The sequence below is a fragment of the Peribacillus sp. FSL H8-0477 genome, assembly GCF_038002765.1.
Classification (GTDB): Bacteria; Bacillota; Bacilli; order Bacillales; family DSM-1321; genus Peribacillus.
Genome location: NZ_JBBODE010000002.1, coordinates 1733755 through 1757044, shown reverse-complemented (window position 1 = coordinate 1757044; position 23290 = coordinate 1733755). Strand labels below are relative to the sequence as shown.

General features: G+C 39.0%; 22 protein-coding genes. 6 read left to right on the top strand and 16 right to left on the bottom strand.

Annotated features, from left to right (window positions below; genetic code table 11):
- Positions 1-134 precede the first annotated feature (134 nt).
- The 5 genes from MHI18_RS20315 to MHI18_RS20295 all read right to left on the bottom strand — a co-directional run bounded on the left by MHI18_RS20315 (position 135) and on the right by MHI18_RS20295 (position 4738).
- A complete protein-coding gene (locus MHI18_RS20315; RefSeq protein WP_445670030.1) occupies positions 135-1988 on the bottom strand; it encodes a BclA C-terminal domain-containing protein in 1854 nt (617 codons plus the stop codon).
- Between the two features lie 112 nt (positions 1989-2100).
- Positions 2101-2451: a DUF3992 domain-containing protein gene (locus tag MHI18_RS20310; RefSeq protein WP_340850117.1), complete on the bottom strand. Its 351-nt coding sequence runs from the start codon at positions 2449-2451 to the stop codon at positions 2101-2103.
- A 95-nt stretch (positions 2452-2546) separates the two neighbouring features.
- Positions 2547-3035: an S-Ena type endospore appendage gene (locus MHI18_RS20305; RefSeq protein WP_340850116.1), complete on the bottom strand. Its 489-nt coding sequence runs from the start codon at positions 3033-3035 to the stop codon at positions 2547-2549.
- 213 nt (positions 3036-3248) lie between these two features.
- The gene (locus MHI18_RS20300) at positions 3249-3929 is read right to left on the bottom strand and encodes an amino acid ABC transporter permease (RefSeq protein ID WP_340850115.1); all 681 of its coding nucleotides are present in this window, start codon (positions 3927-3929) and stop codon (positions 3249-3251) included.
- A 29-nt stretch (positions 3930-3958) separates the two neighbouring features.
- Positions 3959-4738, bottom strand: a complete 780-nt coding sequence (locus tag MHI18_RS20295) for an ABC transporter substrate-binding protein (protein WP_445670028.1) — start codon at positions 4736-4738, stop codon at positions 3959-3961.
- A 185-nt stretch (positions 4739-4923) separates the two neighbouring features.
- Between MHI18_RS20295 and MHI18_RS20290 the strand changes: the two genes are divergently transcribed.
- The gene (locus tag MHI18_RS20290) at positions 4924-5184 is read left to right on the top strand and encodes a hypothetical protein (protein WP_340850114.1); all 261 of its coding nucleotides are present in this window, start codon (positions 4924-4926) and stop codon (positions 5182-5184) included.
- A gap of 52 nt (positions 5185-5236) precedes the next feature.
- Here MHI18_RS20290 and MHI18_RS20285 read toward each other — a convergent pair whose 3' ends face one another.
- The 5 genes from MHI18_RS20285 to MHI18_RS20265 all read right to left on the bottom strand — a co-directional run bounded on the left by MHI18_RS20285 (position 5237) and on the right by MHI18_RS20265 (position 8712).
- A complete protein-coding gene (locus MHI18_RS20285; RefSeq protein ID WP_340850113.1) occupies positions 5237-5665 on the bottom strand; it encodes a cell wall hydrolase in 429 nt (142 codons plus the stop codon).
- A gap of 97 nt (positions 5666-5762) precedes the next feature.
- Positions 5763-6602: an STAS domain-containing protein gene (locus MHI18_RS20280; RefSeq protein ID WP_340850111.1), complete on the bottom strand. Its 840-nt coding sequence runs from the start codon at positions 6600-6602 to the stop codon at positions 5763-5765.
- A 151-nt stretch (positions 6603-6753) separates the two neighbouring features.
- A complete protein-coding gene (locus MHI18_RS20275) occupies positions 6754-7581 on the bottom strand; it encodes an MBL fold metallo-hydrolase (RefSeq protein ID WP_340850342.1) in 828 nt (275 codons plus the stop codon).
- Between the two features lie 151 nt (positions 7582-7732).
- On the bottom strand, positions 7733-8047 hold the full coding sequence (locus MHI18_RS20270; protein WP_340850109.1) for a thioredoxin family protein: 315 nt from the start codon (positions 8045-8047) through the stop codon (positions 7733-7735).
- A 161-nt stretch (positions 8048-8208) separates the two neighbouring features.
- Positions 8209-8712 (bottom strand): flavin reductase family protein, encoded by a 504-nt coding sequence (locus tag MHI18_RS20265; RefSeq protein ID WP_340850108.1) that lies wholly within the window; start codon positions 8710-8712, stop codon positions 8209-8211.
- A 303-nt stretch (positions 8713-9015) separates the two neighbouring features.
- On the opposite strand from MHI18_RS20265, the gene MHI18_RS20260 reads away from it, so the two are divergent.
- Both MHI18_RS20260 and hpaB read left to right on the top strand, forming a co-directional pair.
- Positions 9016-10029, top strand: a complete 1014-nt coding sequence (locus tag MHI18_RS20260; protein ID WP_340850107.1) for a fatty acid desaturase — start codon at positions 9016-9018, stop codon at positions 10027-10029.
- Between the two features lie 191 nt (positions 10030-10220).
- Positions 10221-11657 carry a 4-hydroxyphenylacetate 3-monooxygenase, oxygenase component gene (gene hpaB, locus MHI18_RS20255; protein ID WP_340850105.1) on the top strand — a complete coding sequence of 479 codons (1437 nt, stop codon included), beginning with the start codon at positions 10221-10223 and terminating at the stop codon, positions 11655-11657.
- Positions 11658-11730: 73 nt separating this feature from the next.
- Here hpaB and MHI18_RS20250 read toward each other — a convergent pair whose 3' ends face one another.
- The 6 genes from MHI18_RS20250 to MHI18_RS20225 all read right to left on the bottom strand — a co-directional run bounded on the left by MHI18_RS20250 (position 11731) and on the right by MHI18_RS20225 (position 19240).
- Positions 11731-12660, bottom strand: a complete 930-nt coding sequence (locus tag MHI18_RS20250; RefSeq protein WP_340850103.1) for an alpha/beta hydrolase — start codon at positions 12658-12660, stop codon at positions 11731-11733.
- 54 nt (positions 12661-12714) lie between these two features.
- Positions 12715-13803, bottom strand: coding sequence for an FAD-dependent oxidoreductase (locus tag MHI18_RS20245; RefSeq protein ID WP_340850102.1), 1089 nt, complete (start codon positions 13801-13803; stop codon positions 12715-12717).
- A 374-nt stretch (positions 13804-14177) separates the two neighbouring features.
- Positions 14178-15197: a LacI family DNA-binding transcriptional regulator gene (locus MHI18_RS20240; protein ID WP_340850100.1), complete on the bottom strand. Its 1020-nt coding sequence runs from the start codon at positions 15195-15197 to the stop codon at positions 14178-14180.
- A gap of 56 nt (positions 15198-15253) precedes the next feature.
- The gene (locus MHI18_RS20235) at positions 15254-16270 is read right to left on the bottom strand and encodes an aldose epimerase family protein (protein ID WP_340850099.1); all 1017 of its coding nucleotides are present in this window, start codon (positions 16268-16270) and stop codon (positions 15254-15256) included.
- On the bottom strand, positions 16257-16937 hold the full coding sequence (pgmB, locus tag MHI18_RS20230) for a beta-phosphoglucomutase (RefSeq protein ID WP_340850098.1): 681 nt from the start codon (positions 16935-16937) through the stop codon (positions 16257-16259). The genes MHI18_RS20235 and pgmB overlap by 14 nt, the downstream gene beginning before the upstream one ends.
- A gap of 20 nt (positions 16938-16957) precedes the next feature.
- Entirely contained in the window at positions 16958-19240 is a 2283-nt protein-coding gene (locus MHI18_RS20225) for a glycoside hydrolase family 65 protein (protein ID WP_340850097.1), read from the bottom strand.
- Positions 19241-19523: 283 nt separating this feature from the next.
- Here MHI18_RS20225 and MHI18_RS20220 point away from each other — a divergent pair, with 283 nt between their 5' ends.
- The 3 genes from MHI18_RS20220 to MHI18_RS20210 all read left to right on the top strand — a co-directional run bounded on the left by MHI18_RS20220 (position 19524) and on the right by MHI18_RS20210 (position 23277).
- A complete protein-coding gene (locus MHI18_RS20220) occupies positions 19524-21182 on the top strand; it encodes a PTS transporter subunit IIBC (RefSeq protein ID WP_340850096.1) in 1659 nt (552 codons plus the stop codon).
- A 4-nt stretch (positions 21183-21186) separates the two neighbouring features.
- A complete protein-coding gene (locus tag MHI18_RS20215; protein ID WP_340850094.1) occupies positions 21187-22002 on the top strand; it encodes an endonuclease/exonuclease/phosphatase family protein in 816 nt (271 codons plus the stop codon).
- A 321-nt stretch (positions 22003-22323) separates the two neighbouring features.
- A complete protein-coding gene (locus tag MHI18_RS20210) occupies positions 22324-23277 on the top strand; it encodes a bile acid:sodium symporter family protein (RefSeq protein WP_340850093.1) in 954 nt (317 codons plus the stop codon).
- Positions 23278-23290: the final 13 nt, after the last annotated feature.

The window sequence follows — 23290 nt, the reverse complement described above, 5'->3', positions numbered from 1 at the left end:
AACAAGATTTTTTACTAAACGTTACCTACTACCCTTCGGACATTACTCTTTATAAGAATAACACCTGCAAAATGCAGGTGGCACATATAGGGAACTAATTCTTTTAAACTGAGGCCTAATCGTTAGTACCTCAGTTAATTTAGGCGAATGATTGATAAAGCAGCACCTAAGGATCCTCCACCTGCCAAGATTACCGTTGCTACTAGTCCAAAAAGTTGAAGTGTAATCCTATCACCAGCTATTAAATTAGCAAACACATCATTATTAAAACTTGGTACAGAGACTCCCGGGTTTATAATGGAACTAGGTATTGGAGTAGAACCATTTAATATCAATCTAGCCCCTCCAAGAAGCGAAGCTGTTGGATTTATTTGATAGGTCAAGTAATAACGACCTGTCGCAGGAACAGTAAACATATTGTTACCACCATTAACTGTAAAAGTACCTAAACTTTGATTACTAGGAAGAGGAATTGGTGTGCCTCCGAGTAAAACTAAAATGGTTGAACCTATCGTATTAGATGCATACATAGAATCCGCTGTAACAATTGGACCTGTTGTTCCGGTTGCACCGGTTACTCCTGTTGCTCCCGTTGCTCCGGTTTCTCCTGTTACTCCGGTTGCCCCTGTTACTCCGGTTATTCCGGTTGCTCCTGTTACTCCGGTTATTCCGGTTGCTCCTGTTACTCCGGTTATTCCCGTTACCCCTGTTACTCCGGTTACTCCGGTTATTCCGGTTGATCCTGTTACTCCGGTTGCCCCGGTTACTCCGGTTGCACCCGTTACTCCTGTTACCCCAGTAACTCCTGTTACTCCGGTTGCCCCAGTTATTCCTGTTACTCCGGTAACTCCGGTGACACCCGTTACTCCGGTTGCTCCCGTTATTCCTGTTGCTCCTGTTACTCCGGTTACTCCGGTTATTCCCGTTGCTCCGGTTACTCCGGTTGCTCCTGTTATTCCCGTTACTCCGGTTACCCCTGTTGCTCCTGTTACTCCGGTTGCTCCGGTTGCTCCTGTTACTCCGGTTATTCCCGTTGCTCCTGTTATTCCGGTTATTCCCATTACTCCGGTTACCCCTGTTACTCCCGTTATTCCGGTTGCCCCTGTTACTCCGGTTGCTCCGGTTATTCCCGTTACTCCTGTTACTCCGGTTGCTCCTGTTACTCCGGTTGCCCCTGTTATTCCCGTTACCCCAGTCGCTCCGGTTACTCCCGTTACTCCGGTTGCTCCAGTAACTCCGGTTATTCCGGTTGCTCCAGTTATTCCTGTTACCCCAGTAACTCCCGTTACTCCGGTTGCCCCGGTTACCCCGGTTGCTCCTGTTACTCCGGTTGCTCCGGTTACTCCGGTTGCCCCAGTTACTCCCGTTATTCCGGTTGCTCCCGTTACCCCAGTTATTCCCGTCGCTCCGGTTGCTCCAGTAACTCCGGTTGCTCCAGTAACTCCTGTTACTCCGGTCACTCCTGTTGCTCCGGTTGCCCCTGTTATTCCCGTTACACCAGTCGCTCCGGTTACTCCCGTTACTCCGGTTGCCCCGGTTACTCCCGTTACTCCAGTTGCCCCGGTTATTCCGGTTGCTCCAGTAATTCCAGTTACCCCAGTAACTCCGGTTATTCCTGTTGCTCCAGTTATTCCTGTTACCCCAGTTACTCCGGTTATTCCTGTTGCTCCAGTTATTCCTGTTACCCCAGTTACTCCGGTTGCTCCGGTTATTCCGGTTGCTCCGGTTACCCCAGTTATTCCCGTCGCTCCGGTTGCTCCAGTTATTCCCGTTGCCCCAGTTACTCCTGTTAATCCGGTTGCTCCGGTTACCCCAGTTATTCCCGTCGCTCCGGTTGCCCCAGTTATTCCCGTTACCCCAGTCGCTCCAGTTACTCCTGTTACCCCAGTTGCTCCAGTTGTTCCAGTTACTCCCGTGGCCCCCGTTTCTCCGGTTGGCCCTGTTGGTCCCAACGGATCGCAGCAAGATGATTTAATACGCGCGCACATATAAATCACTACCTTTAGTATTTTTCCTTTATATTATTTTCGAAAATTCCCACTCAAGAGTTACTTATAATGGGTAAATTTAAAGAGGATGATTTATTCATCCTCTTTAAATTTAGAATTTGTAATTTAGAGAAAAAGCAACATTTACACTTGAAAATGCGCCTGCAGTTCCACCTGAGCCTAAAAGTGAAATAGTATTTATATCATTTAATGTTACAGAACGAGCTTCCCCTGGTACAACTACAAAATCTGGTACCGCGGCTCCATTTACTGATAATGCTGCGCTTTGACCGACTCCTACGATCCCATTATTCTCGACCATAATTGTTCCGTTAATTATATAAGGCGTTATATCTGTCCATACTACTGTCGGGGCGACTGCATCATCTAATTCAAGTGTGAGACATACCGAATCATTTACTCCGACTAATTGTTCACCATTACAGCTTCCTATTTGAGCCATGTGTTTTCCCTCCTGGATTGTGGTTTCTCTATAATGCTATGTCTTTCTTATTAAATTTGTTTGGACAGTTGCGGATTTTTAGTTCCGGACAGCCCTCATTTACAAACATCTTTTGGGTAGGCAATAAGAACGCTATACATCCCGTTGCAAATTTGACTACTGTCTCCTTCACAAATGACCTCAATTTTAGCAATCGAACCTAACGAGACAGATTTAGACTGGTCCCTTTCTGTTAAACTAAATAAGACTATATCTGCATTCCCATCTCCAGTTAAATCTGCCTTCACTGTCATCTTATATCCACTAGAATTTAAAACAGTGACAGACCCAGACGGAAGAGGATCTATATCAATAGAACGCCAGTATTCTTCTGCATTCCCATCACATTTTTGCCTTATGTGTCCACAAATATCATCCTTGATTTCCTGTGTTTTTTTCTGTTTTTTTCTCCTTTTTTTCTTCCCTCTTGTTCTCGAATTTTGCTTTTCATTCAGAACACATGAACTTGAACTATATATTTCTCTTTCAGGAAAAGGCAGGTGATCTAGATTAATTATTAAATCTATTTCATCCTTATCTGGCATCTCATCCACCTCCCGCGCCTGAGCCTCAGTTGTTTTATAGTATGAAAAACTCTTAGGAATGATTGGCCATTCCCCCATATATCAATCTTTTTTTAAACCTTCATTTTTGAAAACCTATATTAAGTGGCTTTTTTAAAAAGAACAAAAAAACGTGTAAACCTGTTGAGAAATCCCAACACATTACACGTTTTTTACACTATGAGATCATTATGCTTAGACATTTTTCTCCTTTATAAACCGTTCCTTAGGTACTGAATCAACATCCAGCCTGGATTCTACTTTACGTAAGATAAAAGAAATGAACAGTACCATCACTAAGTAATATAATCCAATTACAATATACGTCTCTAATTGTCGATAATTAGCTGCTGCTTCACTTAATCCAGATCCCCATAATTCAGCCATTCCTACATAGGCAACCAAGGATGAATCTTTTAACCCAATGATAAATTGGTTGCCAAGCGGCGGAATTGACCGTTTAAATGCTTGCGGTAAAATGATTTCTTTCATAGTCTGAGCATAACTCATGCCCAGCGAACGTCCTGCCTCCATCTGTCCCCGATCAACAGATTGAATCGATCCTCGGAAAACTTCTGCGATATACGCACCATTATGAACCGCTAATGCTAAAGCTCCTGCCCAGAATTGAGAAAGTGTAATAATAGAAGCAATGCCAAAATATAAAATGGCGATTTGAACAATTAAGGGTGTACCCCGGATAACTCCTATATAGATGGATGCTAGAGCGTTCAACCATTTACTCGACGAAATTCGAAAAAAAGCAAATACTAAACCAATAATCGACCCTAATAACAAGGAGGTAAGCGTTAATTTAAATGTTAGAAAAGCAGCTTGGAGAAATACTTCGTATGTGTTAAGAAAAATTTGTATCATAGCGATTACCTCCCTGCTTATGTGCTGTTTTATTCTTCAAGAATATTGCGACCGAACCATTTGGCACTGATTTTTTCATACGTACCATCTTCAATTATTTCAGCGAGAGCCCCATTAATTTTTTCGAGCAGCTCTTTATCCTCTTTCCGGACAGCAACGGCTTGGTCATCTTGAGAAAGTGGTTCGCCTATATCTTTTATCTTAATCGCATCTTCCTTAATAACTCGGAATCCGACCATTTGATCTGTGATCACTGCATCCAGTCGTCCTGTGGGTAAATCCATAAGAGCGGTAATATCACTATCATATTCAACTATTTTATCTTTATCTGTTAAGGTTTGAGCATGTTCACTGTAAATACTGGACTTAACAACACCAATTTTTTTACCCTTTAATTTTTCTGCAGATTTTATCTCCGTATTGTCATTAGTAACAAAGATTTGAGCTCCAGAACGGTAGTACGTATCTGTAAAATTCACTGCTTTAGCACGTTCTTCTGTAATCGTCATACTACCAATAATGGCATCATATTTTTTGGCTTGCAGGCCTTGAATAATGGTTTCCCATGGATTTGTTACTGGAACAGCTTTCATTCCCATTTTTTTTGCTAATGCTTGTCCAATCTCTACATCAAAACCTGAAAGCTTTCCATTTTCTTTATAATTAAATGGTTTATAGACACCGCTCATCGCATAGTGAAATTCTTTCTTTGGGTTTTTCGTAGCCGTTTCTTCGGAATCCCCACATCCAGCTAGTAAGAATATGCACGACATGATAACGAACAAGGTAGATATCCAATTCTTTTTCATATTTTCTCTCCTCTCAGATTTTTTCACTGATCTTAATGTTCAGATCCACCCCGAATCAACTAGATTGAAATTTATTAGTAGATACATACCTAATTCTATTAAAATAAATGTTAGAATATACCGAAGCTGAACAATTTGAAAAACTATTTATAACTACTATTCTAAATTTTTAGGAGTTGTTCTTAATGATTTTTACAACAGTCAATAAAGAGAGTCTTTACGAATTATGCGATATCTTTGAAGCATTTTTAATCGAACATGATATTATGTTTAAACATATCGATTTACGTGAAGAAAACGGGATTATTTCTTTCCTTTTTTGCAATGACCCAGAAAAAGCAAGATCCATAGAGTTCGAAGCACAACACTGTTTTGGCCTGGAGATGGAATATATTGCGGTCGAGATACTAGAACCCATTCTGCCAAGATTAAAACTAGTTAAATAAACAAAAAAAAAGAACGATCAAAAGCTGATTTACAAGCTTTTGATCGTTCTTTTTAAAATGTATTGTAAATAGCCTCACATTCTTCCCCTGTCGGTTCGTAGAAGCAATGCAGTTTGTATCGTCCGACCAGCGGCTGACCATACCATGTTGGTGGACAGTCACCCTGTGGTCTGAAATACCACATACTATATTTAGAGGGCCATAACCTTTCTCCATTGATTACACGACGAGCAAGCCGTTTTTCTCTTTCTCTTGGTCGTTGATAAAAATAGCCTTTTTGAACAGCTTCAAAGGCATGTTCTTGATAAACCATTTGAGGAATTGTCCTGATGTTTTTAAAATCAGAACAATCTCCTCGGATTCGATTAATTCCCACATTTCCAACCATCAGCATTCCTTGGTCGCCTTCACCCTCAGCTTCAGCCCTCAGTAACCTCGCCATTAAATCAATATCAGAATCTCTTGCTTTTACTACAGCCATCAGCTCACCCCCGATGAATCTTCCTTTATCCTATTCCACGATGCCTGGGAGATGACAAATCATAAGGGAGAAAAAACTCACTAAACTAGGAATTCAATTAACTATGTCTAATTTTCGCTAATGCTTGTTTTAATGTACTGTATGTCGGAACATGACTCCAATCATATCCTAATTGAATCGACGTTTGTGCAACTTCAGGGGAAATACCTGATATGTAGGTTTCTATTCCAAGCAGACTAAGTATTTGAATTAATTTAAACATTTCATTGGCTACCCTTGTATCCATGATGGAAACACCAGATACGTCAATGAACAGTTTATTTATTTCCATATCGGAACATTTTTGCGGTACAACTTCCAAAAAGGATTTGGCGCGGTATGCATCTATATCTCCTACAATTGGTAAGACAGCTATCCCATCGACAAGTGGAATAACAGGTGTACTCAATTCAGTAATCAATAATTGCTGAGCGGCTAATTGATGGGTAGACAGTACATAATACCTTTTAGTAAAATGATGGATTAACTGATCAAAACTAGCATTATATAATGAACTCCAGTTAAGAATATCCCTAAGAGTTACAGACTCGGTATGCAGATTGCTAAACTGCTCTACATATTTCCAAATAACCTCTCTAGTTTTACTCAAAGCCTCTAAAACATGATGAATGGGTGCTTTATGATCAATTCTGCTTTGTGCAACCGATTCGGCCCAAATGATTAGCTGTCCATTGAAAAGACTCCTCTCTTCTAAAAAGGTATGGGCAATCGTCTTAATCGTCAAAGCGTGTTGTTCCCGTAAAACCTGATTGATTTCAGGATTTTGGCTATTTGAATAAAAAGGTCCAGAAAAATTCCTTTTCTCCCGAAACCACTCTTCTGTAATCGTTCTTGAATGACTAATAATGTATTCATAAAGTTGATGATTAATGGACAAGTTCATAACCTCTTCCTAACTTTGAAAACAATGTTTAGTATTGAGTCGTTGTTTTATAATATACCACAAGTTTATCTTTATCTAGTTCAGAACAAAAGCAATTCTCATCAAAAAAACGTCAAAGGAATGTCCTCCTTTAACGTTTTCCAGCTTATGCATTTGATTTATTTCCCGCATGCTCATTTATGACCGAGTTTACAATATGCTGAGAGTCCCATTCACCTGACGAAAATCGAGTAATTGGATATTTTTTAGGGAACAGCACATCATTGATTTGTTTCACAGTATTTCCTTCATCGTGCAAATTTAGAATCTTATCTTGTATATGAAGTAAGTAATCGAGCTTCCGTCTCAACGCACCTTTTCCATCCGCCAGCAGCCCTGCATGACAGCAAAACACGTCATCAAAGTCAAAAGTAAGAACGCGGTTCAACGAATCAATCAGTGTTGGAATGCTTTCTTCTCGCAGTATAACCTTCGTACGCTCTTGGCAATACAGGTCACCAGTGAACAGCTGTCCAGTTTCCCGGTTCAAAAAGGCTTTATGATCTTTTGCATGTCCTGGTGTATCAATTACATCCCATACAGCCGTTCGGGATGTGATTGTTTCACCAATCGATTCAGCCGCAAAAGGCCGGCGCTTGCCCCAAAACATCTTACGATACAGTGGATAATCCGCCTTGGTTCGACAATATGGAATGGATAATTCATTCATAAATATTGGTTTTCCTTTGCTCTGAACATACGCTGCACACCCTGTATGGTCCTCATGATAATGAGTAATCATCACTTGATCAAAATCTTGTCTTTCGATATAGGGTCTGAATTCTTTGGCAAGTGATTGGGCGCCTGTATCAATTAATATCCCATCTACCACAAAACAGTGAACATTTAAGCGGATGTTTTGAAAGGACGCGATTCCATTGCCAATGTGAACACCATTTTTCACTGATTCTTCAAATTTTTTTTGAAAAATAATGGCCTTTCACTCCTTTAACGATTCATTTATATACAACTAGTCTACCATAAAATGAATGGCTATTCAGTAACTTCCTCAAGACCATTTTTAAACGACTCAAAAAAAGGACTGCCGGATTAATCTTGGCAGTCCTTGGTATCCCTAAATCATTTTATATATTGCTTAGAAATTCTTTAATCTGTTCAGGCGATTTAGCATTTGCACTATGCAGATGAGCGATTTTTTCACCATTTTTATAAACCAACAAAGATGGAATACCCATAACAGTTTGTTGATCAGATATTTCTGGGAATTCATCTTTATCAATTGTGAACCATTGTTTATCTTGATGTTCTTCTGTTACTTCATCAATAAACAAATCTAACCGTTTGCAGTCCGGGCACCAAGTCGTAGTAAAAATCCCAACTGTCAGCTCATCTTGTCCAATTTGTTCGTTAAATTCCTGAACTGTATTAATTTTTTTCATATTCTACTCCTCCAATTTTGCATTCTTACTATAACATCTTATTCTAATTATACCCTTATCATTGTATCTGTTTCTTCTTAATCCATCTACACTGAAATAATGATTTTCCAAATGGACAACTAAAAAAGTTGAACCTTTAAATGAAGGTTCAACCAGGTATATTATTTTGTTGCATAAAATTCTTCAGGAATTTTCCCGAATTTTCTTTTATGATAAAGTAATGGCTCTTTCTTTTCAACTTCTATATCGATTACTTCACCAATTAAAATCAAATGATCTCCAGCATCCACTTTTTTGAATGTTTTACATTGTAAAACACCGTAAGATCCTGAGATTATTGGCAGAGCATGCTCTGAAAGATTCCATTCGCAATTTGCAAAACGATCGATATCCCTGCTGGCAAACAAGGTACAAATTTCAGCTTGATCGTCAGCTAATGTATGAATAGCAAATTTATCGGTATTTTGGAATATATCAAAAGACGAAACCTTACGATCGATTGACCACAAGACAAGCAATGGATCAATCGAAACAGAAGCAAATGAATTGACCGTTAACCCAACAGGAGTTCCATTCTCATCAGCAGCTGTTACTACGGTGACTCCTGTCGGATAGTTTCCCAACACTTCTTTAAAACGTGCGACTTGTTCAGTAGTAGAATTCATTCCTAACATTCCCCTTTAAATTAAGATAATATAATCATACCAAGTATGACGATCGATTACCTAATAAAACGTTTAGAATTCATTTTTTAAAATCCTAATCGGTTCTCCCTATCCAGTTCAATTCTTCTACCTCCAGCGGTACCTATTAAATCGAAAACAAACTGTCAACCCGTATTTCCATTTAAAAACATGACATATGTCATGTGTAACAACTGACAAGTATGACTAATAGTTAAGTCCATTTTGCTTTATACTAAATTTAATAAGGTTTCCAGGCTAAAGAGCCTGTTAAAGGAGGAAAACATGAGCAAAGAAAAAACAGCACAACTACGAAAATTTGTTGCACCCTTTGAAAAAGCAGATGTAAAAGCGAGCGTTAGACAATTGGTGAATACGATTCCGCCAGCAATTTTGTTTTGGTTCTTAGCCTATCAAGCTTTAGACATATCAATTTTGCTTACGATCGCGTTATCAGCAGTAACTAGTGGTTTCATTATACGTATGTTCATAATCTTCCATGACTGTACACACGGTTCATTCTTCAAAAATAAAAAAGCAAACGCGATAGTCGGAACCTTTACAGGCATCATGACTCTCTTCGCCTTTGAAAAATGGAAACGCGAGCACTCCATTCACCATGCTTCTAGTGGAAATCTAGATAAACGCGGTGTGGGCGATATTTGGGTAATGACTATTGAAGAATATGTAGAAGCAACGAAATGGGAACGTTTTAAATATCGGATGTACCGCAATCCTTTAGTCATGTTTGGTTTAGGTCCTATCTTCTTAATTCTAATATCAAGCCGTTTCAATAGAAAAGACGCACGTAAGAAAGAACGTAACAATACGTATTTAACGAATGTTTGTATTGTAGTTCTTTACTCTCTCTTAATTTGGGCGATCGGATGGCAGTCATTTGTGATTGTACAAGGAACTACCATGTTTATTGCTGGAGCACTTGGTATTTGGTTATTTTATATTCAACATACCTTCGAAGATTCTTATTTTGAAGATGAAAGTGAATGGGATTACGTGAAGGCAGCTATCGAAGGCAGTTCTTACTATAAGCTTCCTAAAGTACTGCAATGGGTAACCGGTAATATCGGATTCCACCATGTACATCATTTAAGCCCTAGAGTCCCTAATTACAACTTGGAAAAAGCACATGATTCAACTCCACCCATTCAAATGGCGACAACGGTTGATATCAAATTAAGTCTTAAGTCATTACGCTACAAATTATATGATGAAAAAAATAAACGATTCGTTACTTTCGGTGAGGTCAAGCATTTATTACTTAAAAATGCTGTCGCATAATTAATAAAAGACTATAAAAGCTTTTACTCTGAACAATCAGGGTGAAAGCTTTTTTCTTTGTTCACTCTACCCTATAGAATATTGTTTTCACCAATCTGGGTACTTTACATAAATTAAAAATGAGTTCAAAGGAGATATTTTAATGTGATATCCCCTTCTACAAAAAGTGACTAACTATTAGGGGTGTACTTATGCCGGCTATAAACGGTACCGACTATATTCATCGGATTAACCAACTGAGACCCAATGTATGGATTGATGGAAAACCTGTGGAAGGAAAAATCTCTGAACACCCAGCTTTCAAAGGAGTAATGAAAAGCCAGGCAGCGTTATATGATTTACAATTCTCGGAAGAATCAATACCAATGACTTACACCTCTCCGTTAACCAGCGAACCTGTAGGTATGTCTTACTTACAACCAAAGACACGAGATGATTTAATTAAAAGAAGAAAAATGATTCAAAATTGGGCGAAATCCAGTAACGGTATGATGGGGAGAAGCCCAGACTATATGAATACAGTATTAATGGCCTTAGCTTGTTCTGCAGATTTATTAAGAGGACAACGAAATTGTTTTCCGGAAAATGTTACAAAGTTTTACGAGTATGCACGAGAACAAGACTTATCTCTCACCCATACCTTTATTAATCCTCAGGTAAATCGATCACAATTTTACTTTGAAACTGCGGATGAACCGATCTCAGCCAAAGTAATAGCTGAAACGGAAGAAGGAATTGTCATAAAGGGTGCTAAGTTACTAGCAACACAAGGAGGAATAACGGATGAGTTATTAGTGGTATCAACGGCAGGACTTGAAGCAGATGAAAACGGATTTGCCTTTACCATTCCTAGTAATACGAAAAACCTGAAGTTTGTATGCCGAGATTCATTTGTTGGAGGGGAGTCTACTTTTGACTATCCACTAAGCTCTAGATATGAGGAAATGGATTCTATCGTAATTTTCGACAATGTACTAGTCCCTTGGGACCGAGTTTTTTATTATAATAACAGAGAAGTATCTAATATTTTTATGAATATAAACTCCTTTTCAGCATTTACCATTCATCAAGTTGTTTGTAGACGAATTATAAAACTAGAATTTGTGTTAGGTGTTGTACAATCCATTATTGAAACAATCAATATTATTGAATATCAACACGTGCAAGAGAAAGCTTCTGAAATTATTGTTGCCTTAGAAACAATGAAAGCGTTGCTTCTTAAATCTGAAATGGAAGCAGAAATGGATGAATTAGGATTTATGCGGCCAGATCAAACATCTCTTCAAATTGCGATCAGTTTATTTCCAAAAATTTATCCAAGGTTTACTGAAATCATTCATTTATTAGGTGCAAGTGGACTAATGGCGATTCCTACAGAAAATACTTTTCAGATTTTAAGAACGGATTTGGATCATTATTTACAAGCCAAGTCAAAAAATGCGGAAGACCGCATTAAAGTTTTTCGATTAGCCTGGGATTTAACGATGAGTTCATTTGGTACGCGTGAAACCCTGTATGAAAGGTTTTTCTTCGGTGACCCAATCAAACTATCAAGTCAGGTCTATTTATCATACGATAAAACCCCTTATGTTAAGCGTGTTCAACATTTTTTGGAGAAACAAGAGTGAAATACAGCCTCGTCACATAAAAATTGTAGAGAAAATCTTACTTTTCTCTACAATTCAGTACTAAATTAGATGGTTACATTTCTTTTTTTAAAAAAGAACCTGTACGTTGGTACACATCCCTATATTCAGCCAAATGAGTAAATTTACCTAAGAAGCCGTGTGTAACTCCTTCATAACGGATTGTTTCAGTTCGTACACCTGCATTTTTTAACTTCTCCGCAAATAGTTCCCCTTCATCCCGCATCGGATCATATTCTGCAGTAATGACAAGTGCAGCTGGAAGATTCTCTAGATTTTCTTCTCTAATTGGTGAAACAAGTGGATGATCTGTATCTACCTTTCCTTTTAAATAGAAGGAATTATGTTCAGCTAATGTATCACTCTCCACGAAATACCCTTTTCTATTTTCTATTAATGAAGGATACCGAAACTCACTGAAATCAAGATCTAGAGAAGGATAATATAACACTTGCTTAGTGACCGTGAATTCTTGTTTTTCACGAGCCATCAGAGAAACAGCGGCTGCTAAATTCCCGCCAGAACTATCACCTGCAAGGGCAAGATTCTTCCCGTCCCATTTTAATTCTTTCCCGTGCTCCACAGCCCATTTTGTCACCTGATAACAATCATCTAAGGGTATTGGAAAAGGGTGTTCAGGCGCAAGGCGATACTCAACAGCAATTACTTTATAGCCTGATTCCTTGCAAATCGGCCGAACAATTTCATCATGACTTTCTAAATTCCCTGAGAAAAAGGCACCGCCATGGAAATACATGAGCAGTGGAAACTCTTCCCCCTCCTCTGGAGTGTAAATTCTGATTTTTATCTCAGTAGTTGAAGTAAGTATGGTTTTTTCTTCCACCGAATAAACGTGTACACGTTTTTCAATAGGTAAAATGGGTTTATCAAACATTTTTCTATGTTCTTCCGGTATGATTCTTTTGTATGGATCAGATTCCGGTATCGTATCCAATATCTTTTTTATTTCAGGATGGACAGGCATCTTAAAACCTCCTTATTTCTATTGCAATAACTTTTGCTCTCGACCAACAACCTTTTAGAAGTGTGCTTTTTCAGGGAAAGCAGTCTTAGCTTTATCAGTGGGGAATAGACGAGATAAGTCTTGGTAAAGTCTCGTAATTGGTTTACGTTTTTCTTCATATTTTTGCAAGGCTTCTTCTATGGTGATGGACTCAGCAATTGCTTCTGCTAATTCCCCACTATCTTGTATAGCCATATTCGCACCTTGACCTTGGTTGTGCAGCATAGCGTGAGCAGCATCACCAATCAATGTTAGACATTTAGTACTCCATGTTTTCACATGTTCAAGGTCACACAATGGACGTGTAACAACCTCTTTCATATCAATACTTTCGACCACTTTTTGGATAGTAGGACCGAAACCTGTTATACTCTCCAAAAGTTCTTCTTTTGTAACTTCGGGACGGCGTGCAAACTTCCCAGGAACGGTAACATCTACAGATACTTGATCTCTGCCTTCTAGTGGCATGAAATAGACTGAATTATCGCCGTCTACGTAAATACGCAGGACATTATCCTGTGAAGCCATCCCCAAAGCAGATTTTGTAGAAATTAATGCACGATGGGCAAGATATCCAGAATAGACCGGTTCATGTTGATTCAATGTTTGGTCACGTATCGGTGAACGGATTCCGTCAGCTGCAATGACAAGATCAGCTTCAATCGTCTTTCCATTGGCAAATTTTACTTCAGCATAAACGCCGTGATCGATTACTTCTGTTAACCGGTGATTTAAGTGTAGTTGATCCTCCGGAATATGAGCGATTAACGTATCTAATAAATCAGCACGGTGTATTAAACGAGCATATGCGTCTGATTTGTCTTCTGTTAGGACAGGCCATGCTTCTTTAACCAGTACTTGATTATCTCCTGCTATAATTTCCATATGGTCACTTCTTGCACTCACTTTTTCAATATCTTCATACATGCCCCATTTTTTAAAGAAGTTTACAGTAGGCGGACGGACACCGATACCGGCCCCAACCTCTTTTAATACGGGTGCTTGCTCATACACATCAGCTCGAATTCCCTTTGCCTTCAATGCAACTGCAGCAGCGGCCCCACCGATCCCTCCTCCGATAATAACCACTTTACTATCAGTCATTTTTTTGTTTTTAAAACCCATGAATAACCAACATCCCTTCACCCATTTGTTAAAGTTTAGGTTATGTATACAACTCGTACACTTGAAAACCTCCATTACATCTTACTAATATAAAAGTTAAGATTTCTAACGATTTTTTTAATAAAAGCAAAGTTCATTCTAAAGAACCAAATTAGAAGATAAGGCTAATTAACCGATATCTTGATGTTTCATTTACCGTCTCGAAACTATTTATAGGCACAAAGCTACTCTCTATATACAGTAAAACAGGCAGGAAAACCCAGTTCTTTTTTCTAAGAAAACACTACTATGGACTGACTCTTAGCTGAAAACAGCAAAAAAAACCTGTCAAGCGGATACTCGACAGGTTTTCTTTATAAGGGTCTACAAGAATCACGTTCAACTATTTTATGCGGTAAGATTAACTTCATAGCCAATGCTAGGGTTTCCTCAATCAACTCAATCAGCTTGAGTACAACTTGACTGCTTAAATAATCGATATGAACATCAATCGATGTTAATGCAGGCTGCGTTTTCTCAGCAAAAATCGAATTATTGAAACTGATAATGGAGACATCATCTGGAACAGTTAACCCAATCGTTTTTAACAAATAACTAACGCTCATCGCAACGAGATCATCACTCGCTACGATAGCAGTCGGCCGCTTCTCCGCCAAAAATAAGGCAGTGACCATTTGACGATACTCTTTTTCATCAATACTATCACTTAATATATAGTCTGTGTTGACTTCCAGCTGCGCCTCGGTTAATGCCTGACGATAACCAATTAAACGCTCCGTGGTCACCATTTGGTTATAATCGCCGCCAATATAAGCGATTTTTGTATGATTTAAGTGAATAAGATAATTGGCTGCATCTTTTCCCGCCAGCTGATTATCGTTATCCACAAAAAGCATATCATTTTCATACTTATACGGTTTCCCAATCATGGCATAATGCAGTTTTTCCGCATGAAGATACTCTATAATTGCATCATCTTTTTTGGAATAAAGCACAATAAACCCATCTGCTCGTCCGCCTTTTGCCATTGTTTCGATGCTGGAAAGCAACTCATCTTCAGTTGTTCCGGAAGCTAATGCTACCATATATTTTTTCTCATTACAGGCTTTACTGATCCCACGGATCATTTCAAGAAAAAACGGATTTTGAAAAACCTCACCATTTGATACAGGTAAGATTACCCCGATTGTTCGACTGTTTTGCTTGACTAACCCCCGGGCTGTTAAATTGGGCCGATAGCCTAATTCCTCCATAACCAATCGCACTTTTTTCTTCGTTTTCTCACTAATACTAGCGTGGTCCTGAATGGTCCGCGATACAGTTGATGTGGCTACTCCAGCCTTCTTGGCTACATCCTTAATCGTCACAGCCATTCAAACCTCTCCTCCACTTGTTTTTTTCATTTATTCATCATAGGTTAAATTCAACGTTATGACAAGGTATCCTCAACAGAAAACTGGTATTCCGTCTGGCAGGTATACGTATGACCAGGATGAATAACGATCGATTGAAATTGTGGGTGATGAACTGCATCAGGTAATTCCTGTGTTTCTAATGCAATCCCACGGTGACTGCTCATCTTTTCACCTGCCACCAAATAGTCTTCATTCATGCCCGTGGTTGAAAACACGACTACCGCTTCTCGGTCGGTTTGAATGGTTAGTTTTCTTCCACTGCTGTCATCGAACAACTGAATGAAACCTGACGTTAACTTAAATGGGGTATCATACCCTGAAGGTTGCTTATGAATGGCATGACCTATTCGGACTGGTTTTCTAAAATCAAACGGTGTTCCTTCAACAGAAAGCAGTCTTCCAGTCGGGCATTTTTCCCTATCCGTTTCTGCAAATGTATCGCTTGAAACCTGTAGTGTGTGATCTAATATTGTCCGCTTCACATTTCCACTCAAGTTAAAATACGTATGATTGGTGGGATTGAACAAAGTTGTTTCATCTGTAACGGCTTTAATCTTCATCTTCCAGCAATTATCATTTGTCCAATAATACGTCACTTGAACCTTAAGATTACCTGGGTACCCATTGTCGTCAGCGGGGCTTGTATGTGTAAATAGGACTCCGGTATAATCCGCCCCTGTAATCATTTCGCTATCCCAGACTACTTGACTAAAGTTCTGGTTCCCACCGTGTATATGGTTCTGTCCTTCATTCTTGGTCAGTTGGAGTTCCCCCCACCGTCCGTCTTTTATTCGACCTGCAACACGGCCAACAATTGCCCCAAAATAGGGGGAGTCCTTGATGTAGTCTTTTAGATGATCAAATCCTAAAACAACATTTTCTACCTGTCCTGATCTATCCGGGATTTCTATAGCTGTGACCACTGCCCCATAGTTCAGGCAGCGAAATACATTTCCCTGGTTATTCACTAATCGATATTCAATAACTTCTTTTCCATCTTTGTATCCGTAAACTGTATTAGAATACTTCATTACAGTTTACGGATACAGACCAGACTTTTTCTAGCAAATCAGCACTTACATCTTCGGTAGCAGGAACCACAATGTTTGCTGCTGCTAATGTTGTTTGATTGCCAATAGCGACTGAAACCATTCCTGCACCATTGATCGCTTGAACACCCGCTGCAGCATCTTCTACTCCAACACAATCTTTCGGATTTACGCCCAACTGCTGTGCACCTTTCACAAAAATTTCAGGGTCTGGTTTTCCTGCACGTAATTCGGCCGGATTGACGATCGTATTAAAATACTGGGTAACTTCTAGCCGATCCAAAATAACAGGACCATTTTGGCTTGCAGATGCTAATCCAATTAAAATCCCCTTAGCCTTTAGATCTTTCAATAACTCTTTAATTCCTGGCAGAAGATCCTTTGGAGATACTTTTTCAATCATTTGTTTATAGACGATATTTTTATCGTCAGCCATTTTCACTTTTTCACTTTCCGAATAACGGTTCCCAAGGCCGCCTTTTTCTAAAATAAGCTGCAGTGAATCCATTCTGCTTACACCCTTTAGTTGTTCATTAAACACTTCATCTATTTCAATTCCAAGTTTACCGGCCATTTCTTTCCACGCTTGGTAGTGGTAAATGGCTGTATCCGTAATCACACCATCCAAATCAAATAATACTGCTTTCATGTCACTTTCCCCCTATTTTGTTATGCACCCGCTGATTCAGTATGAGTAATTTGGCAAGTATACGAGCTTGAGAGCAGGATTGATTGATTGTATACCTTCATTTCCAATGGTTCTCCTGAAACTAATTCAATCGTTGCTTCCTGCTCAACCATTACCTTCAGTAAACGGCCGCGGTAATTGATATGGAAACCATAATGGCTCCAATTTCGCGGTAATTTAGGTGAAAATGCCAATGTATCATTCGTTGTCCGCATTCCTGCAAACCCTTCAATAATCGTTAACCAGCTCCCGGTCATAGAGGTGATATGAAGACCATCCTCTGTATCGTTATTGTAATTATCCAGATCTAATCGTGCAGTCCGTTCATACAATTCCACCGCTTTATCCATCTTATTTAACTCTGCAGCTAATATGGCATGAATACTTGGAGATAGACTAGATTCATGGACAGTCATTGGTTCATAGAAATCGAAATTCCGTTCTTTTTCTTCTATTGTAAATTCATCTTGGAAGAAATAAATCCCCTGGAGTACATCTGCTTGCTTGATAAACGGTGACCGTAAAATCTTGTCCCATGACCATTTTTGGTTGAGCGGTAAATCTGATGGATCCAAATCTGTAACAGGACGCAGCTCCTTATCGAGGAACGTATCATGTTGAATGAAAATACCCCGTTCTTCATCATATGGGAAATACATTTTTTCAATAATTTCTTCCCATTTTCGTAATTCTTCATCGGTTAGATTTAACATAAGTTTCTTCTCAGGAGCTAACTCTAATGAAGCAAGTGTGTATTTCAATGTCCAGATAGCCATTTTATTCGTGTACCAATTGTTGTTAACGTTATTTTCATATTCATTAGGCCCGGTTACACCGTGCATCATGTATTGATCTTTTTGACGATTATAATGTACACGGCTCGCCCAAAAACGACTAATCCCCGTCAATACATCCAATCCTTTATCGATAAGATACTCTTTGTCTCCCGTATAATTCGTATAGTTATAGATTGCGTAAGCAATGGCTCCATTACGATGGATTTCTTCAAAGGTGATTTCCCACTCATTGTGGCATTCCACCCCAGTAAAGGTCACCATTGGAAACAGCGCACCAGCTAATCCTTGCTGACGAGCATTATGTTCTGCTCCCGGCAGCTGATTATGCCGATAACTTAATAAATTTTTCGTTACCGATTGGTCAGTTAAAGCTAAATACAACGGCACTGCATAGGCCTCAGTATCCCAATAAGTTGCTCCCCCATATTTTTCCCCGGTAAATCCTTTTGGTCCAATATTCAAACGTTCATCTTCCCCGTAATAAGTAGAAAACAATTGGAATAAGTTGAAACGAATTCCCTGTTGTGCAGCAGCATCTCCGCCAATTACTACATCAGCTTTTTCCCAACGTTCAATCCACAATGATTCATGCTGTTCACGCAGTTTGTCAGCACTTCGTTCACTGACTTTTTCACTGATCTCTTTGCTTCGTTCACTGACTGTATCTACTTCACTGTCACGCGATGTAGTTAAAACAATCAATTTTTCAATTGTCGCTGTTTCACCAGCAAGTATAGTCCCTTCAAAAACTTCATTCACTTGCATTGGAGTGACCAAACTTCCAGTGTTTTCTAAATTAGTCACACGGTTAGTCATCGTTGCAGCAACTCTGAATTGCTCTATATCAAAATCATTTGGTTTGGTCTCCACGACTAACTGATTCGAGTATGCCGCAACTGGAAGCCAAAACATTTCTTCGTAGTTTGCATCTTCATTTTTCACTTGACTATCTAATGTGGGCACAAAACGTAATTGTACTGAATCTGTCAAACTAGTAACCTTCATATTGATAACACACAGTTCTTTTTGATCCAAACTAACAAAACGCTCCACTTCAACACGTACTTGCTTTTTATTCTTTTCTACTAAATAGCTCTTGGTCAATATTCCGTGCTTCATATCGAGTTCAAGATTAAATTCCGTGATGGTATCCGTAAATAAGTCAACAACTTCCCCATCTATGAATAAATCTACTTTAATAAAATTCATGGCATTAATGACTTTACCAAAATATTCAGGATAGCCATTTTTCCACCATCCTACTCTTGTTTTGTCCGGATACCATACACCTGCTAAATAACTGCCCTGATGATGATCTCCAGAATACTGCTCCTCGAAGTTCCCTCGCATTCCCATGTATCCGTTTCCAATACTCGTTAAGCTTTCTTGTAATCTTCTATTTTGTTTATCTAAATGATTTGTCCGAATCTTCCATTCATCTACCTCAAATAAGCGGTTTATAGCCATTTTTATTTCCTCCTCATACTGTAAATACCTGGTTATAATTACTGACTTTTCTTTTATAGTGCAAGTTTAAACGCAAACGATTGCGTTGTCAATCTCATTAACAAAACTTTCATTTTTAAAAAGAAAAATACGCATATTACCTTGCTATTGCTTAAATGAATGAACAACTGTACTTTCAAAATATTAGTTTAAAAAAGCGCTTGCATATTTTAAACAGTCGAGAGTATAATCAAATCAAAGCAATCGTTTGCATAGATAAATCATCAAGGGAGATGTACAAAAGATGAAAAAGTTATTTTCATTTGATTTCTGGCAAAAACTCGGTAAAGCACTAATGGTTGTAATCGCTGTCATGCCGGCAGCTGGATTAATGATAAGTATCGGTAAAATGATTGTCATGTTTGGAGGAGAAATTCATTTCGTCGCTACCATAGGCGGTGTAATGGAGAGTCTCGGCTGGGGAGTAATTGGAAATCTACATTTGCTCTTCGCTGTTGCAATTGGTGGTTCGTGGGCTAAAGAGCGTGCCGGTGGAGCATTTGCAGCCCTTTTAGCCTTTATACTGATCAATGTTACAACCGGTGCCATTTTCGGTGTCAATGCTACTATGCTGACAACTGAAGGCGCAACAACAGAAACACTTTTTGGATCAGAAATCCTTGTTAACGGGTACTTCACATCCATTCTAGGTTCAGCAGCATTGAACATGGGCGTTTTCGTTGGCATAATTTCCGGATTTGTCGGAGCCATTGTCTACAATAAATATTATAACTACCGTAAATTGCCGAATGCACTTGCATTCTTTAATGGTAAACGATTCGTACCTTTTGTCGTTATCCTTTGGTCAGTAATTGTATCTATTATATTGGCTGTCGTATGGCCATTTGTTCAAACTGGGATTAATAATTTTGGCCAGTGGATTGCCACTTCAGGTGATACCGCACCTATTTTAGCACCATTCGTTTATGGAACGTTAGAACGTCTTCTCTTGCCATTCGGATTACATCATATGTTAACCATCCCAGTAAATTATACAGCCCTTGGTGGTACATACGAAATTATGACAGGTGCAAACATTGGCACACAAGTTTTTGGACAAGACCCACTGTGGCTGGCATGGGTTAGTGATTTAGTGAACATGAAAAACGCAGGAGATACAGCAGCTTATACTGCATTATTAAATGAAGTTACTCCCGCTCGTTTCAAAGTTGGACAAATGATTGGTGCAACCGGTACATTACTTGGTGTAGCTTTCGCTATGTATCGCAGAACGGATGCAGACAAACGCAAAAAATATAAAACGATTTTCTTATCAGCAGCACTTGCCGTCTTCTTAACAGGTGTAACTGAACCACTTGAATTCATGTTCATGTTTGCAGCACCCGTACTCTATGTAGTCTATGCAGTGATACAAGGAGCTTCCTTTGCACTGGCAGATTTGATTAACTTACGTGTACATTCATTTGGTAACCTAGAATTTCTCACACGTATTCCCATGTCAGTCAATGCAGGATTAACTGGGGATATCATTAACTTTGTCATTAGTAGTATCGTCTTCTTCTGCATCGCCTACTTTGTATCCTATTACATGATTGGCCGTTTCAAGATTGCTACCCCTGGCCGTTTAGGTAATTACATTGATGAGAGCAGTACAGATGAAGAAAATGCACCATCATCGGAAACTGCAGAATCAGCTCCTGCTGACAAACAAGTTGATGGAATCATTTCGATCCTAGGTGGTCCAGCTAACATTATGGATGTAGATGCATGTATGACAAGACTTCGTGTAACCGTTAAAGATCCCGCTTTAGTTGGGAACGAACAAGACTGGAAAAAACTAGGCGCATTAGGATTGATTAAAAAAGATAATGGCATACAAGCTGTCTACGGTCCCAAAGCAGATGTTTTAAAATCCGACATTAATGATCGTCTAGGAGCGTAACAAGGTGAAACTACTAACCTTAAATACACATAGTTGGCTGGAAGAAAAACAGGTAGAAAAACTAGATATCCTGTGTGATGCTATTATTACTGAAGGCTATGATCTCATTTCCCTGCAGGAAGTCAACCAAACCATTAAGGAAGAATCAATTGATGCTAGTCATCTCCAAAACTATCAAGCTTCAACGTTAGATAATCAAATCAAAAAAGATAATTTCGCATGGCTTTTGCAGCAGAAACTTGCTGCAAAAGGGTTTCATTACAACTGGACCTGGGAGCCGTCACATATTGGGTACGGTATGTATGATGAGGGCTTGGCCTTCTTAAGCCGCTTCCCTATTCAAAACATCCTGACCTTTTATGCCTCACAATCAACCGATTATACGGATTATAAATCTCGTAAAGTTCTTGGAATTCAAGTTCAAGATACTTGGTACTTTAACCTTCATCTCGGATGGTGGAATGACGAACGCGAAGCCTTCGCAGATCAATGGACAACCTGTGAAGCTCATTTTTCAGTACTAGCTGGTCCTATTTTTCTACTAGGTGATTTAAACAATCCAGCCCAATCGTTAGACGAAGGATATTCCTTAGTAACGAAAAACTGGTTAGACACCTATCACCTAGCTTCTAAACGTGATAATGGATACACCATCCAGAAGCAAATAGATGGTTGGTCTGACAATCACGAACCACTACGAATTGATTTTATTTTTACGAATACACCGATTCAAGTTCACTACTCTGAGGTCATCTTTAATGGGAAAAACTATCCGATTATTTCTGATCATTTTGGTATTAGTGTAGAATGGGGAAGCTAAGAGAAAGTAAACAGATCCGTACATTGTGTGTGGATCTCAGCCTGTAGACAAACTCGGGTTTTACTCAAGTTTGTCTACAGGCTTCTTTTTTTAGTTTTAAAATGGGGCTGTTGATTTCCGTTCCAATCAACGTGTTCAAAAGGCAATAGAGGTTCGGGATGAAACTTTCCGTACCTCTTTTTAGATAGCTGCTAAAATAGCTGCTTCATATTCTCCTTTTTGGAATCATTCGCTTCCTATCTTCTTTCACTATTTATTTTCCTTTGCCGGAATATTCACGATATAATGAACGGAGTTTCATCTTGAAGGAGTGTACAGGTAATGCTGCAAAAAATGAATATTTTTTTAGAAGGGAAAATGGCCTATATCACACCAATTAGTGTTATCCTTGGCGTGATTTTAGCTTCGTATGTAGAGAGTTATAAGTTCTTGGTACCTGGGTTATTTGCATATATAACCTTTACAGGCAGTTTGGGATCGACTTTCAAATCATTTAAACATGTAGTTGCTCATCCTAAGCCTATTCTACTTACCTTGTGTATTCTCCATGTGATTATGCCGCTTTGGGCGTGGGGGGTTGGACATGTAGTGTTCAGTGGTGATATTCATACGATTACCGGCCTAATTCTTGGTATGATTATCCCAACAGGTATTACAAGTGTTATCTGGGTGACCATTTATCGGGGAAATATTGCGCTTACTCTTACACTTATTTTAATTGATACGTTTTTATCTCCTTTTATTGTTCCATATTCCATGGCCATTTTAGTTGGTGAAAAAATTGAAATGGATGTTTTTGGCATGATGAGTGGTTTGTTATGGATGGTTGTTATCCCTTCCATTGCTGGAATGGTATGTAACCAGGTAACCAAAGGAAAGGCAAAAGTAACGCTTGCCCCCTATCTTTCACCTTTTTCAAAACTATTCCTTGGAATCGTCGTTTTGTTAAATAGCTCTATTATTGCACCCTATTTACGTACGATTGATTGGAAACTATTCTCCATTATTATTGTTGTGTTTATCATTGCATTCACTGGGTATTTATTTTCTTTTCTTATGGGAATTCGCATGAAGATGGACCGAGAAAATGTCGTCGCGTTGACATTCTTAGGCGGGATGCGCAACATTAGTGCTGGCGCAGTTCTTGCTGTGTCCTACTTCCCAGCTCAGGTCGCTGTTCCTGTGGTAGTGGGGATGCTTTTCCAACAAATTCTCGCTTCCAATTTCGGGCATTTCGTTGATCGTTATTATAAAAAGAAATTAGAACTAGTTTAATTAGAATGCAGGA